5 protein-coding genes are annotated in these 15431 nt (G+C 48.4%); 3 read left to right on the top strand and 2 right to left on the bottom strand.

What is annotated here, in order from left to right:
- Positions 1-11 precede the first annotated feature (11 nt).
- Together QUA43_RS15550 and QUA43_RS15545 are read right to left on the bottom strand one after the other, a co-directional pair.
- Positions 12-8627, bottom strand: a complete 8616-nt coding sequence (locus QUA43_RS15550) for an amino acid adenylation domain-containing protein (protein WP_333375072.1) — start codon at positions 8625-8627, stop codon at positions 12-14.
- Positions 8628-9128: 501 nt separating this feature from the next.
- Positions 9129-9401 carry a hypothetical protein gene (locus QUA43_RS15545; protein WP_333375070.1) on the bottom strand — a complete coding sequence of 91 codons (273 nt, stop codon included), beginning with the start codon at positions 9399-9401 and terminating at the stop codon, positions 9129-9131.
- Positions 9402-9435: 34 nt separating this feature from the next.
- On the opposite strand from QUA43_RS15545, the gene QUA43_RS15540 reads away from it, so the two are divergent.
- From QUA43_RS15540 to QUA43_RS15530, 3 genes are all read left to right on the top strand, one after another.
- Entirely contained in the window at positions 9436-12228 is a 2793-nt protein-coding gene (locus QUA43_RS15540; protein ID WP_333375068.1) for a TonB-dependent receptor domain-containing protein, read from the top strand.
- A gap of 226 nt (positions 12229-12454) precedes the next feature.
- On the top strand, positions 12455-13600 hold the full coding sequence (locus tag QUA43_RS15535; RefSeq protein ID WP_333375067.1) for a PepSY-associated TM helix domain-containing protein: 1146 nt from the start codon (positions 12455-12457) through the stop codon (positions 13598-13600).
- 235 nt (positions 13601-13835) lie between these two features.
- The gene (locus tag QUA43_RS15530; protein WP_333375065.1) at positions 13836-15098 is read left to right on the top strand and encodes an MFS transporter; all 1263 of its coding nucleotides are present in this window, start codon (positions 13836-13838) and stop codon (positions 15096-15098) included.
- Positions 15099-15431: the final 333 nt, after the last annotated feature.

Here is a 15431-nt window from a genome sequence, read left to right as displayed (position 1 = left end):
CTGATTTGTGGTTAGCGCAAAGATGACAGTGACCTGCGGTACGCCGATCGCGAAACGGGCACGATCGCGGGTTCTTCAACGGCCGCATTTTTGTTTTTGGCTTCAGCAATCTTTTCTGCAAGTACGGCGAGCGATCGTCCTGCAAAAATATCGCATAAAGGCAATTCTAGGTGACAAGATTCTCGTACCTTTGCTGCTAATTGAATTGCCAGCAGCGAATTTCCTCCTAGTTCAAAAAAGTTATCGGTAATGCTTAACTGTTCGATGCCGAGAACCTCACAGCAAATTCTCGCTAACATTGCCTCAATAGGGGTGCGCGGTGCGACAAAAATCTTTGCTTCTGGAATTGCGGCATCCGGTTCAGGCAGAGCCTTGCGGTTAACTTTGCCGTTCGCCGAAAGCGGCAGCGCGTCCAAAACTATAAATGCAGAAGGCACCATATAATCGGGCAGTTTTTCACTCAGAAATTGTCGCAATTCTTCAACCGCAAGAACCGCATTTTGTTGAGGAACGATATATGCTACTAAGCGCTTTTGACTGTGATTTTCTCCGAATGCGGTGACAATGGATGCTTTGACTGCTGGGTGCTCGTTCAAAGCAGCTTCAATTTCTCCGGCTTCGATGCGGAATCCTCGAATTTTAAGGCGGAAATCTTCTCGTCCTAAAAATTCGATATTGCCGTCAGGGAGGAAGCGCCCTAAATCTCCCGTTCGGTACAAGCGATCGCCCGTGACGGGGTGCGTGAGGCAACTGGCGCGAGTTTTTTCTTCATTCCGCCAGTATCCTTTTGTCAGTCCAACTCCGGCACAGCACATCTCGCCGGCAACCCAGACGGGACAGTCTTCCAGCCTTTCATTCAAAATGTAATAGCGGGTGTTAGCGATCGGCTTGCCGTAGGGAATGCTTTTCCAAGAAGAATCAACTGTTTCTACCGGATACCAAATATTCCACAGGGTAGTTTCGGTTGGCCCGCCGACACTGACAACGCGACATTCTTGGACGATCGCCCTTAACCTCTCAGGCAGTGTTATCGGTATCCAGTCTCCACCGAGAAACGCCCAGCGCAAGCACTCTGGCAACACCTCAGAACGTCCGGCAGCGTAATCGAGCAGCATTTCCATCATCGGCGGAACCGAGTTCCAAATGGTAACGCGCTCTTTTACCATCAATTGCGCCCAGTGAGCGGGGTCTAGCCGTTGTGCGGCATCGGGAATGACGATCGCGCCCCCGGCTGCTAGGATGCCGAAGATATCGTAAACCGACATATCGTGGTGCAGTGCGGTGACTGCGATCGCGCGATCGCACTCGGTCACATTAAATACTTGGTTCGTTTGAGCGATCGCATTGACTGCACCTCGGTGCGCGATCGCCACGCCTTTCGGCAAGCCAGTTGAGCCGGAAGTATAAATCACATAAGCTAAATCTTCCGCTTCCTGCACTGATTCCAAAGCTTCGCCGCTTTCTGTTGCTAATTCCTCAGTATCAAGACAAATTCGCCGCACATTTTCCGGCCATTCCAAGCGTTGATTTAACTGAGATTGCGTCAAAACAATCTCTACTTCGCCATTTTCCAGCAAATACCAAATTCGCTCTTTTGGCAGCGCCGCATCTACGGGTAAATAAGCAGCTCCAGAGGCTAGAATTCCCAAGACAGCGACGACTTGCTCCCATCCTTTCTCCATGACGACGGCAACCAATTGATTAGGGCGAACTCCGAGATTTCGCAAGCGATGAGCGACTTGATTCGATCGCCGATAGAGTTGCTCATAAGTGAGGGTACGATCGCGCGTAATGACGGCTGGTTCGTGCGATAGCGACGCGACTTTCTCAGCAAACAATTCGTGCAGCAATCCATCGGGAATGGGTGCATCAATACCGTTAGTAAAGGCTTGCTGAAACTGCACCGTTTTCTGCCAAGTTTCCTCTTCGTTAGCGAGGCGTTGCAATAGGCGACAGTAGGCGTCAAACATATTGTCAATCATCCCTGGCGGGAAGAGTTCTTCCACCGCATCCCAGCTAAAAGACAGCCCCTCAGCAGTTTCGGTAAATTGCGCGTCTATCCAAACTTGCGGAGTTTGACCGATGATGTGAACCAGTTCTCCCAATTCTTGAATCAGAGAAAAGATAGAAGAATCTTCCCCAGGCGCGTTTTGCGGATCGATCGTAAATACAACTGGCATCAGCGCTGCGGTTGTCCCTTGCGCTTGAGCTAGTTCTCGCAAAACGCGCACGCCGCTGACATATTGGTGTTCTAAATCTTGCCAAAGTTGTTCTTGCAGTCGCTTGGCTCGTACTTCAAAACTTTCTGGCTTGGAGTTATCTATTTCTAACAGAGTAAATGAGGCAAATTCTCCGATAATTTCCTCAACTTGAGGGTGCAGAGGAAGGCGATTAAAGCGCGGCACGTTGAGCGTAAACCGAGGTGTTTTGCTCCACATAGAAAGAACTTCGGCATAGGCGGCCAGCAATAAACCCGTAGGAGTGAGGCTGGCGCGAGCTGTGCGCGTTTTGAGGCACTGCCAAGTTGAGAAATCTAAGCGATCGCTCCAGCGTTTAAATCGCGGCTGCGTTAAGGAATTCGGATGTTTGGCGAGGGGCAATTCCGGCGCTGGCGGCAGGGTTTTGAGGCGAGTTCGCCAGTAATCTAAGGATTGCTGGAAAAGTGGGGAGTTTTCTAAGGCGATCGTGGTTAACACGCAGTCGCGGAAAGAAAGTTGCAAGGGGGCGATCGCAGTATGGGGATTGCGGTAAAACTTGACCAAATCGCCAAACAAAATTTGAAAACTCCAACCGTCTATGCACAAAGCATCAATACTGATGTGGAGCCGGGTGCGGCGTTTATTAATTTTGGAAGCGCAAATCTCGAATAGCGGCCAGCGATCGAGCGGCAGCACTTGGTGAGAAAGGCGATCGCGAATTGCTTCGAGTTTTTCATCGGCAACTTTTGAATCGAGCGATCGCAAATCCACAACCTCAATTTTATAAGCGGGTACGTTTTCCAGAATTTGCTGCTGTCCATTCGGAAGGACGATCGCCCGCAGCATATCGTGACGCTCTACAACTCGCTGCCACGCGAGGCTAAACCGCTCTAAATCTAACTCGTCGCTCTCAATTTCTACATAGCCGTGAATGGCAACATTGCCCATTTCAAAGAAGCTATTTCTCCCGATCCAGTACGCCTGCTGCATTTCGTTGAGCGGAAATGGTTGGTAGCGATTTTGAGGATCGGGGGCGATCGCGGGCAGTGAAATCAGGGGTTCGGGCGACTGCTGGCTCTGAGCTTGTGCGATCGCAACTGCCAAACTGGCGACAGTGGGGGATTGAAACAGACAGCGCAACGATAGCTCAACTTGAAAGCGATCGCGCACCTTGGCAATCAGTTGAGTTGCTAGCAAAGAGTGACCTCCCAACTCGAAGAAATTGTCATTAATTGCCACCTGTTTTAAACCCAGAACCTCAGCCCAAATCTCCGCTAATACTTGTTCTTCTAAAGTCTCAGGAGCGATAAAATCGGCGTCTGACTTGTTGGTTTCCGGTGCGGGAAGTGCCTTAAAATCTACCTTGCCGTTTGGCGTTAATGGCATCGATTCCAAACACACAAAACTGGCAGGAACCATATAATCGGGCACTTGTTCCCGGAGAAAAGAACGCAGATTTTTAATCAATGCGGAGTGCGTAGGGGCGGTGCCTCCGTGCCCGCCCGCGACTGCTGAGTTTAAAACGAGGTAAGCAACTAAGCGCTTGCCGCCTGAATCTTCCTCACGCGCCAAAAGAACTCCTTCTTGCACGTCTGGATGTTGGCTGAGTGCGGATTCTATTTCTCCCAACTCTATGCGGAAACCGCGAATTTTTACTTGGCGATCGGTGCGATCGAGAAATTCTAAATTTCCATCGGGGAGATAGCGGACTAAATCGCCTGTTTTGTAAAGGCGATCGCCTTGTTTGCTGCTAAAAGGATCGGGAATAAATTTGTCTCGATTCAGATCCGAACGGTTGAGATATCCTCTGGAAACGCCCGCACCTCCGATATACAGTTCGCCGGGAATTCCGATGGGAACGGGTTGCAAATTAGCATCGAGTACATAGGTGCGGGCATTGGGAATTGGACGACCAATCGGCAGCGATTTTGCAGTAGGAATATTCCCAGATAACTCGCACCAAGTCGCGACAATTGTTGTTTCTGTGGGGCCGTAAGTATTGACAAGTCGTACTTTTTCTGAAACGTACTTTTGCCACTGATTCAGCGACGCTGAAAGCGCTGCTTCTCCGCCAATAATTGTCAAGCGCACTGACGGGGGAAATTCTGCGTTTTCGGCGCTGAGTCTGGCAGTTAATTCGCGCCAGTAAGCTGTCGGCAAATCCAATACAGTGATTTCCCATTCCCGGCACTTTTTCAGGAAGGAAGAAATGCTGTCTAACATGGAATTTCCGCGCAGTACCAAAGTTGCGCCTCGCGTTAAACAGGGATAGATTTCTTCGGCGCTGGCGTCGAAGCTGAGGGAAGCAAATTGCAGAATGCGATCGCCTGGTTCGATGCCATATTCGACACTTGCAGCCTGCGTATAATTTGCCAAAGATTGATGCTGCACCATCACTCCTTTTGGCTTGCCGGTAGACCCGGATGTATAGATGATATAAGCTAGGTTTTCTGGCCCAACGACGCTATCAGGATTTGACTGATGTTGTGGAGAAATTTTCTCCCATTCTGCATCCAAGCAAATCACAGTAATCTTCTGCGCTGGTAAGTTTGCTGCTAATTGCGTTTGCGTTAGCAGTACCTGAACTCCAGCGTCTTCTAACATGAAATTAAGACGTTCTTTGGAATAATTCGGGTCGAGGGGCAAATAAGCGCCGCCTGCTTTTAATATGCCTAAAATTCCGACGATCGCATCGAGCGATCGCTCCAGATAAACGCCGACTATGGCATCTGGCTTCACGCCGAAAGAGTGCAGGTAATGGGCAAGTTGATTCGCGCGATCGTTCAGTTCTCCATAAGTCAAACTTTGGCATTCAAATCGCACCGCAACAGCATCAGGTGTTTTCGCCACTTGCGCTTCAAACAAACGGTGAACGCACTCATTTTGGAAGTTATTTACCCCAGTATTATTCCACTCAAATAGAAGTTGCTGGCGTTCTGCTTCTGCAAGCATGGGCAAATCAGACAGTCGTGCGGAAGAATTGGCAACGATACTTTCTAATAAGTTCTGAAAGTGTCCTGCCATTCGCGCAATAGTGGTCGGTGAAAATAAGTCTATGCTGTATTCAAACCACCCTCTAATACCTGTTGCTGTCGCTTCTAATTCCAGGGTTAAATCGAAATTTGCTGTGCCGCTGTGAATCTGTTGGCAGTTCAGGCTTAAACCAGGCAATTCTAAGGCGAATTCGGAGGCATTCTGAAAGGCAAACATCACCTGAAATAACGGCGAGTGACTTAAATCTCGATTCGGCTGCAATTCTTCTACAAGCTTCTCAAACGGTACATCTTGATGCGCGTAAGCGCCTAATGCAACCTCTCGCACTCGACTCAGCAACTCTCGAAAAGTGGGATTTCCATTTAAGTCAGTCCGCAAAACTAAAGTATTGACAAAAAATCCAATTAATGATTCGGTTTCGCTGCTATTGCGGCTGGCAATTGGTGAACCGACGAGGATATCTTCTTGTCCCGTGTAGCGGTAAAGCAGTGTTTTGAATGCTGCCAGCAATGTCATAAATACAGTGGTTTTTTCGCGGCGACTCAATTGCCTAATTGCCTCGGTTAAGTGCTCTGGCAATTCAAATAATTGCCGACTTCCCTTGTAACTTTGAACAGCGGGACGAGAAAAGTCTGTTGGTAAATTTAGCACCGCTGCACAGCCACTTAACTGCTGCTTCCAGTAAGTAAGTTGAGTTTCTAATATTTCTCCCTGCATTTGTTGGCGCTGCCAAGTTGCAAAGTCTGCATACTGAATTAGCAGAGGTGGAATATCGGCTAAACTCTTATTAGTAAATTCTTCATAAAATGCCGCTAATTCCCGTAAGAATACGCCCAAAGACCATCCATCAAAAATGATATGGTGGGCAGATAAAAGCAGGGTATGTTCTGTTTCAGATAAACGTAGAAGTTTGGCACGGAGCAGATTAGGTTGAGTTAAATCAAAGGGCAAATGTGCTTCTTCCGCCGACATTTTTTGCGCTTTTTTCTCGCGTTCCGCAGGGGAGCGATCGCTCAAATCAATCAGCGGTAATGGGAAACTTTTTGCTTCAAAAATAACTTGTATCTGTTCTTTTTCCCCACCAGAAAACACAGTTCTTAAAATCTCGTGTCGCTCGATAATTTTCTCAATACTTTGCCGGAGTGTTTCTGCAGTGAGTTTTCCTGTAATCCGAACTGCACCGCAGAGGTTATAGAAGGGGTTTCCAGGTTCCAATTGGTCGAAGAACCACAAGCGCTCTTGGGCAAAAGACAGGGGAAGATGGCGCGATCGAGAAACTGGCCTTGGGGCGAGTGCTTTGGTATTTCCTGTTAGTTGCTCTAGAATTTGCACTGCCAGTCGAGCAATGCTCCTATCCTCAAACAAATCAGCAACCGATACAGTAACGCCCAAGTCACTCTCAATTTGATTTTTTAACTCAAAAACTCTTAAAGAATCTAGTCCAAAGCTACTGAGCGGTCGATCGATGATATCTTGTGTTTTCCCGCTGGAACTGAAGTGGATTGAAGATTCCTCTTCAGTCGGCTTTAGCCGACTTTGGCTATTAGCCGGGGAATTCATTTCCCGGCGGTTTACCTGCTGCAAAAGGTAAGCCTCAAGAAGCGACTGCCGTTCTTCTAACTCTGCTGTAAGCAGAATTTCTCGCGTGATTTGATTCTCGATTTCCACCGAATCCGCTAACTCTAAAATGCTACTGGCGACAACTTCCAATTTGTCAGCTATAAAGTCAGCATAGGCGGCGCGACGTTGAATTTTACCGCTGGTCGTTTTCGGAATGCTTCCGGGCTTAATCAGCACTACTCCATAGGCTTGTACTTCATATTCGATCGCAATGCGTTCGCGGATGGCGCTGATAATTTCCTCAGCATTATTCGGCGCTTTGCGAGATTCTAATTCTTGCACGATAATGAGCTGCTCTTCGCCCGCGACTTCCACTGAGAATGCCGCGATCGCCCCCTGCCGCAAACTGGGATGGCTGCGCTCTGCCGTTCTTTCTATATCTTGGGGGTAAAGATTGCGACCTCGGATGATAATCAAATCTTTGAGTCGCCCTGTAATAAACAGTTCTCCGTCGCGTAAAAAGCCTAAATCTCCAGTTCGCAAAAATGGCCCTTCGCTGGTATCTGAAAGATATGCTTGAAAGGTTTTTTCTGTCTCTTCTGGGCGATTCCAATAGCCTCGCGCAACTGTTTCGCCAGCTACCCAAATTTCTCCGACTTCCGAAGGCTGGCATGGCGTCAGAGATTCGGGATTGACGATCGCAACTTTAGTCCCAAATTCCGGGAAACCGCAGCCGACTAAAGTTCGCGCGTCGCGATCGCCTTCCAAAACTTCTACAATATGATTATTTTCCAGCGCCCCAGCATCAACAGGTAAGAAAGTCGGTGTTGTTCCGCTGCGAACCGTGGTAATTTTTAGCGTGGTTTCTGCCATTCCGTAAGCAGGACAAAAGGCATCGGCGTGAAAACCGCAGGGCTCAAAAGCTTTGGTAAATCTCTCTAGGGTTTCTTTGTGGATGGGTTCTGCGCCGTTATAGGCCACGCGCCAACTACTCAAGTCGAGCATTTTTTGACCATCGCCCAAGATTTTGCTGCTTTTGCTAGCACACAAGTCGTAAGCAAAATTTGGCCCGCCGCTGTGGGTAGCTTTGTAGTGTGAAATCGCTTCCAACCAGCACATCGGGTTCTGAATAAACGCGGCTGGCGGCATGAAGTAAGAGGGAATTCCCAGATACAAAGGTTTGAGCAATCCGTCAATTAACCCCATGTCGTGAAAGGGGGGAAGCCACGTTACCGCAACGCTTTCGGAATCGTGGTCAAAGCCTCGGTGAATGTATTCGATGTTGTACAAAACGTTGGCGTGGCTCACCATGACGCCTTTGGGGGTGGAGGTTGAGCCGGAAGTGTACTGAAGATAAGCTACTTCGTCGGGATGGATGGATGGCTGCTGCCACTTTTCGCCGTCATCGGCAAGCATCTCTGCTGTCAGCCAGTGCAGCCCTTTAAGTTCCGGCGCTTGTTCGCATAGCTGTTCTAAATTTTCCAGGTGTCGCGCGGGAGCGATCGCAACTGTTGCTCCTGCGTCTTTGGCGATCGCACTAATTTTCGCTAAATTCCGCTTTAGCTTCGGTGGATAGAGGGGAACCGCGATCACTTTGGCGTACAAACATCCGAAAAAGACGGCGAGATAGTCCAATCCTGGCGGGAAAAGCAGTAACGCTCGTTCGCCACTGACTCCCAATGTCTGAAGTCGCGCGGCGTGCGATCGGGCGATCGCATCTAACTCTCGATAAGTCAAACTGGCGGTTTCAGTTTTTCCGTCTAACAGAAATGTATATTTCTGCTCTGGTTGGTGTAGTGCTCTGTTTTGTAGAAGTTCTACTAAATTTGTACAACTTTCGGTGAGTTGGTTTCCCTTAATGTTTGCGTCACTCATCGATTCTTTTTACCTAATAAATCTTGTTTGCAGTACGCCAACCAGTTCCGCCAAATTCTTGCCACATAGACTTTCTGTGAACAGTTGTCGGGCGTTACGAGTCTCCCATCAGCGCGTTTGAGTCTTCAATCCGGGTATTAGCGCTTGTTTTCACGTTTTGTGGTCGATCGGGCTGTTCGGCAATGGCTCCGGGGCGATTTCAGTCCGAGCCAGCTTCGATATCAGCTTCAGGGCCTTTACGGCTATCGACTTTAAGTATCCTATGCTAGATGATATTTATTGTCAAGAGTAGTTGAGATAATTTCTTGAATCCTATCATTGCCTATATGACAATATTTTTTAACTTTTGCCATAGCATTGGAGGCGATCGTTTGTCTAGCCCTGAAAAGAAACCATAATAGGCAAGTGGTGTCTAACTAGGCAGAGGGGTGAGACCCCCCATTTTAAAAATGCAACTAATTTTCATTAGTTAACTCTTGACAGATGCAAGTCCTCTGTTATCTAATTAAGGCACTTTCTCATTAAGCGTCCAGCGACTACTTCCTTTAACCGAGGAAAATGCCCACCGTGGGCGATCGTCCAGAGCGCCACCAAACTGAGGAGTTCGCCCTCACGCGCCTGCTGTATTCCCAGACAAAATGCCACTAGCGACAGGAGAATCGGATCGAACCGCGCCCGACAACTGGGTCGGATCTTCTGCAGGTCAGTTTCAAGAGGCACACAAGAGCAGTAACGCTGCCACAAATCATGTTGTGCAAGCAACGTAAACCACATATCCGAAGTTCCATTAATTGTTGATTAAAGAGTAATGAAGAGATCGCAGAAATTACTAAGCAGCCTTGGGCTGGCAGGAGTTGTGTCGGCGTTAGTCGCTGGGCCGGCGTGCGCTTCCAACATCGCGCAGGTGACGGGCGTTCGCCTCAACCCCACGTCAGAAGGCATTGAAATCATCCTAGACACTGAAGATGGAAGACCCCTGCAAGTCTTCAGCGCCAGCTTTGGCGAAACTTTACAAGTTGATGTCATCACCGCTCAACTGCGACTACCGGGGGGAAATGAGTTTCGTCAAGACAAGCCTGCTGCCGGAATTGCTTCTGTCACCGTTACTCCTTTAGATAACAACAGCATCCGAATCAAAGTCATTGGCGAGAGGGGTCAACCAGTGGCACGGGTGATTCCTAACGCTGCTGGTCTGATTCTCAGCTTAAAACCCACCTCGGAGATGACGGCTCGCCCGCCTGCACCGGCTCCTACAACACAGCGGCCGGGGACACCCGCAGCACCCTTGCCACCGACAGGGCAGCCGGTAGAGATACCCGCAGAACCTTTGCCACCTACAGCGCAGCCACCAGGAACGCCAGGAGAAGCTTTACCGCCTACAGCGCAGCCACCAGGAACGCCAGGAGAAGCTTTACCGCCGACAGCACAGCCGCCAGGAACGCCAGGAGAAGCCTTACCGCCTACAGCGCAGCCACCAGGAACACCGACAACACAGCCACCCGCAACGCCACAGGTGGGGAGAGACCCGATTGAAATCGTCGTCACTGCAACACGAACCGCAGAAAGAGTGACGAACGTGCCACGCTCTATCACGGTGGTAGACTCCGAAGAACTTCAGCAGCAGGTAGGGCAATCGAGAAATATCGGGGAAGCTCTGGCAAATCAGGTTCCCGGTTTCGCGCCCCCGACTCAAAGTACGGCCACTTATGGACAAACTTTGCGGGGTCGCGACGTTTCCGTTCTGATTGACGGCGTGCCACAAACGACCAATCTTCAATCTTTTGGCAGAGAATTCAGAAACATCGATCCCAGCGCGATCGAACGCATTGAAGTAGTGCGGGGGTCTACCGCAATCTACGGCGCTCAGGCTACAGGTGGCGTGATTAATATTATTACTCGTCGCCCAACTGAGGAAAGGCTAAGTGCTGTTACTGAAGTGGGCGTCAGTAGCGCTTTAACAAACACAAGAGATGCTCTAGGCTTTAACGCTCAGCAGACGATTTCTGGCCGAAGTGGCAATTTCGATTTCACCGGCACTGTCTCGCTCTCTAGAAGTGGAGCTTTTTACGATGCCAAAGGCGATCGTATTCCCTTTTTTGAACTCGGCGGAGATAGCAGCACCCTCTTCAACGTCATGGGCAAAGTCGGGGTAGATTTGGACACACAACAGCGGCTGCAACTAACTGTCAATCACTATCGGGAAACTCAAGATCCCAATGTGATTCCAGACTTTAGGGTTGACGACCAGGAAGGACGGCAAAAAGCCCGCGCCATCCGAACCGGAAATTTGGATATTGACGGAGAAACACCGGGAAATAAAAGTACACAGCTCAACCTAAGTTACACCAACCAAAACCTTTTTGGCAGCAGCCTTCAAAGTCAAATCTACTATCGAACGAATTCCAATTCAGGCGTTCCTTCCGATTACCGCACGTCCGAGTTCTTTGGGCCATTTCTCGGCGTTACTCGTTCGCGAGCCGAGAACGAACAGATAGGAGGTAGACTGGCGATCACCACTCCTTTATCCCGTGCCGAAAATCTTCGATTAACTTGGGGTTCTGACTATGTTACTGAAGATAGCAGACAGCGTTTCGACTTGTACGACACGGAGAGATTTGACGCAAGTGGGGGCCGGGTTTACCGGAAAATCTCCGAGCGTCCTTTCGTTCCTCCCTACACTTACAACAGCCTTGGCCTTTTCGGTCAATTGGAATGGAATATTGACGATATCGTCATTCTAAGTGGCGGGATACGTCACGAACGCATCGGGTTAGAAGTCAATGATTATACCACTTTTAACGATCGCCAGATCCAAGGAGGCGATCGCAAATTTAACGCCACCCTATTTAATACAGGGGCTGTCTATAAAATTAATGACACCTTCAACGTATTTGGCAACTTTTCTCAAGGTTTCTCAGTTCCAGATTTCGGTCGCATCCTCCGCGAACCACCCGACAATTTTGTCGGAATTGAATCTTCGTTAGAAGTAACTCAACCGCAAAAAGTCAACAACTACGAAATTGGCATTCGAGGAGGGTGGCAATCCGTACAAATGTCGCTGGCAGCTTTTTACAATACATCCGATCTCGGAGTGAATTTTCAACCAGTTGGCAACACAGGTCGCCTGGAACTAATCCGCGCCCCAGAACGCATTTACGGCTTAGAAGGGACTGTGGATTGGCAACCTGCACAAGCATGGTCGCTAGGCGGGACGGCTACTTATATTCAAGGCGAATATGACGAAAATGGCCGTTACATCGCCCTAGATAGCAGCAGAATTCCACCGCTAAAGCTAACAGCTTATCTCCAAAACGAAACTTTGCAGGGATGGAACAATCGGTTACAGTTTTTATATTCTGGCAATCGCGATCAAGCCTTCAAAGACGGCTCGGATGGCGGCCCGATTAGCAGCTATCTCACAGTGGATTACATCAGCACAATTCAACTGGGAAAAGGGCTTCTACAAGTCAAAGTCGAGAATTTATTGAATAATCAATATTTTCCCGTGCTGTCGCAATACTTAGCTGGATTTGGCGCGGACAGCTCTAATTATGCAGGGAGAGGTTTAACTCTCAGTGTTAATTACCGCCTTAACTGGTAATTACAGCAGATTGCAGGTTTATGAGGTAGATTCAATATCCCAAGACAGGGAATGAATTCCCTGTCTGACTATCGGTTTTATACCATTTCTCTAAAATCGTGCAACACTCTTCGACCCCCCCTAGCCCCCCCTTGCTAAGGGGGGGGACAAGAATACTGTTGCATTCTTTTTTAAAATTGGTATTACCTTAATGAGAACAGTTAACGGCTTCGAGGAAAATTTCGAGATGAAGTTCCGCAAACTCGCATTCAAACTGCACTTGTATTTGGGGTTGGTGGTAGGAATATTTCTAGCAGTAATTGCTTTAACGGGCAGCTTGCTGGTTTTCGGCCCCGAAATCGAGCGGTTCTTCAATCCCCAACTCCTGCAAGTAATTCCTCAAGCCGAACGGATACCGCTGGAAAATGTCCTGCAAATTGTCGAAAAAGCTTATCCGCAAAATCAAGCTCTTAGTATCTTCCTGCCCCGAGAAGCGAAGCAAGTTTGCCAAGTTTCGATGCTTTCAAAGAGTGAGGAAGTAGTTAGCGTTTATGTCAATCCTTACAGCGGACAAATTAAGGGTTCGCGCCTTTGGAAAGAAACGTTTACAGGTTTTGTTTTTACGTTACACGCGGAATTAGCGGGAGGAGAATTCGGTCACCTTGTTGTCGGTTTTTGCGGTCTAGTAATGCTAGGACTAACTTTTACTGGTTTGGTATTGTGGACGGGTTGGCGAAATTTGGCTCGCGGATTTTCGATTAATTGGCAAGCTCACTGGCAGCGGACTGTATTTGATTTACATAACGTTTCTGGCATTGTATCGGTCGCTTTTCTCATACTCATCTCTGCTACAGGGACAGCGATAATTTTTTACGCGCCGGTTGAATCTACTCTGTATTGGCTAACGAATGAAAAGCCACAGCCCGCATTGACTTCTCATCCCCACTCTAGCAGTTCGAGGCAAAACCTTGACGAAATCTTACATCAAGTTAATACCGTTTGGCCGGAAGCTACAACCACGTTTATCTCTCTGCCTTTGAAGCCTGAAGAAACTTTTAAAGTACGGAAAAAATTTCCCAATGAGCCTCACCCAAACGGGATTAGCACCATTTATCTCGACCAATATAGTGGCAAAATATTGCAGGCTGACAGTGTAAATTCAGCTTCTGTAGCAAATCGAATTCTCAACTCGCTTTATCCGCTACATATTGGCAGCTATGGCGGAATTTACTTGCGGCTGGTACACGCGATCGCAGGATTAGCACCCATTGTACTGTTTGTTACGGGCGTATTGATGTGGCGGCAGCGGCATTTGGCGAAATTTTACCGCAAGGAGGCGAGACAGCAATATGAAGAATTATCTCCACTGAGCCAGCAATGGCCTTGGTTTTAACAGTGGACAATTGACAATTGACAATTGTCCGCGATCGGGTTTAACTCCCCCACCTATAAGGTGGATTGTGGACAATCGACAATTGACAGTGAACAATGGACAACAAAAAAACCGCTCTGATTTTTGCTGTTAACTAACAACTGCCAACTGCCAACTAACAACTGCCAACTGTCAACTGTCAACTGTCAACTGTCAACTATCCTCTGAATTTTAAATCCTATTAATCGCCTATTTAATGCAAAAATTTATTCAACTCTGGCTGGGACAAACGGCTTCGATGATTGGCAGCGCTATGTCCGGGTTTGCGCTGACTATTTGGATTTGGGAGTCCACCAGTCAAGCGACGGCTTTGGCTTTGTTGATGTTTTTTACTCAATTGCCGCGCATCTTGCTCGCTCCGGTTGCTGGAATTCTCGTCGATCGCTGGAATCGAAAATTTTTGATGGGGATCGGTGATGCGGTTTCAGCTTTGTTAACGCTCACTATCCTATTACTTTATATCAACCAAAACCTGCAAATATGGCATATATATGTAGCGGCTGCGATTAACGGAATTTTTGACCAACTTCAGCAGTTAGCTTACTCCGCAGCGATCGCCACAATGATGCCAGAAAAGCATTACAGCCGTGCTAGCAGTTTAAGTTTTTTGGCAAATTACGGCGCGAGTATTATTGCTCCGACGCTGGCAGGGATTCTCTATTCTGCGATCGGGTTGACCGGGATTTTTACGATCGACCTGGCAACTTTTACAATCGCGATCGCCACCCTAGTATCTGTCAAAATACCCCAGCCCGCGATCATCTCCAATCCCCAGCCAACTCGCCCCCACCTATTGCAAGAACTCAGCTTCGGATTCCGCTACATCGTCGATCGTCCCAGCCTGCTTGCCTTGCTGGTGTTGGTTTCGCTATTCTGGTTTGCTCACGACATCGGCGCGGCCCTCTACTCACCGATGATCCTGGCACGCACCGGCAACAATGCCAGAATCCTCGGTACTATCCTTTCAGCCGCCGGCGCCGGCGGCGTTTTAGGAGCATCAATCGTCAGTATTTGGGGCGGCCCCAAACGCCGAATCCGGGGCTTTCTGCTCGGCATGGCAGGCGCGGGCTTGAGTAAAATAGTCTTTGCTTTCGGTCAGGCCCTTTCCATCTGGATTCCCGCTCAATTTTGTTCGTCTTTCAATTTCCCCATCCTCGGCAGTTCCAACGAGGCAATCTGGCTGGCGAAAGTCCCATCAGAATTACAGGGGCGTGTTTTTGCTACCAGAGCAGTTATTGTGCAATTGGCGTCAGCGATCGGTTTATTGATCGCAGGGCCACTTGCCGATCGCGTCTTTGAACCCGCCATGCAACCGGGAGGCTTTTTAGCAACTATTTTTGGCGGAATTATCGGGACAGGTGCTGGTGCTGGCATGGCTTTGTTATACGCTATCTCTGCCTTGGGCTTATTCCTCGTTGCAGTCGGTGGGTATGCTTGCCGACAGTTGCCCGATGCGTAAAGGGGAAACGGAAAGAGGTCTTTTAATATCAATTCCGGTAGCATCAGAAAAGTAAAATCCAGTCAACAGTCAACAATCACCCATATTGCAACCGGAATTGATAGAATTCATCTGCGTTAATCTGTGTTTATCTGCCATCATCTGCGGTAAAAAAAAGAGAATGTGTTAACCGCAGATGACAATGGATTGACGCTGATTCACGCAGATGTCGAGAATAGAGATATCAATAATTCCGATGCTAACAGATTTGATATAACTTCTTCCTTCTTCCTTCTTCCTTCTTCCTTCTTCCTTCTTCCTTCTTCCTTCTTCCTTCTTCCTTCTTCCTTCTTC

Origin of the sequence: Microcoleus sp. N9_B4, from assembly GCF_036701635.1 — a bacterium.
GTDB lineage: Bacteria > Cyanobacteriota > Cyanobacteriia > Cyanobacteriales > Microcoleaceae > Microcoleus.
This window is presented reverse-complemented; position numbering and strand designations above follow the sequence as displayed.

Coding starts and splice junctions, on each gene's coding strand:
- QUA43_RS15550 (WP_333375072.1), bottom strand. CDS start 8,627: ATGAGTGACGCAAACATTAAGGGAAACCAACTCACCGAAAGTTGTACA.
- QUA43_RS15545 (WP_333375070.1), bottom strand. CDS start 9,401: ATGTGGTTTACGTTGCTTGCACAACATGATTTGTGGCAGCGTTACTGC.
- QUA43_RS15540 (WP_333375068.1), top strand. CDS start 9,436: ATGAAGAGATCGCAGAAATTACTAAGCAGCCTTGGGCTGGCAGGAGTT.
- QUA43_RS15535 (WP_333375067.1), top strand. CDS start 12,455: ATGAAGTTCCGCAAACTCGCATTCAAACTGCACTTGTATTTGGGGTTG.
- QUA43_RS15530 (WP_333375065.1), top strand. CDS start 13,836: ATGCAAAAATTTATTCAACTCTGGCTGGGACAAACGGCTTCGATGATT.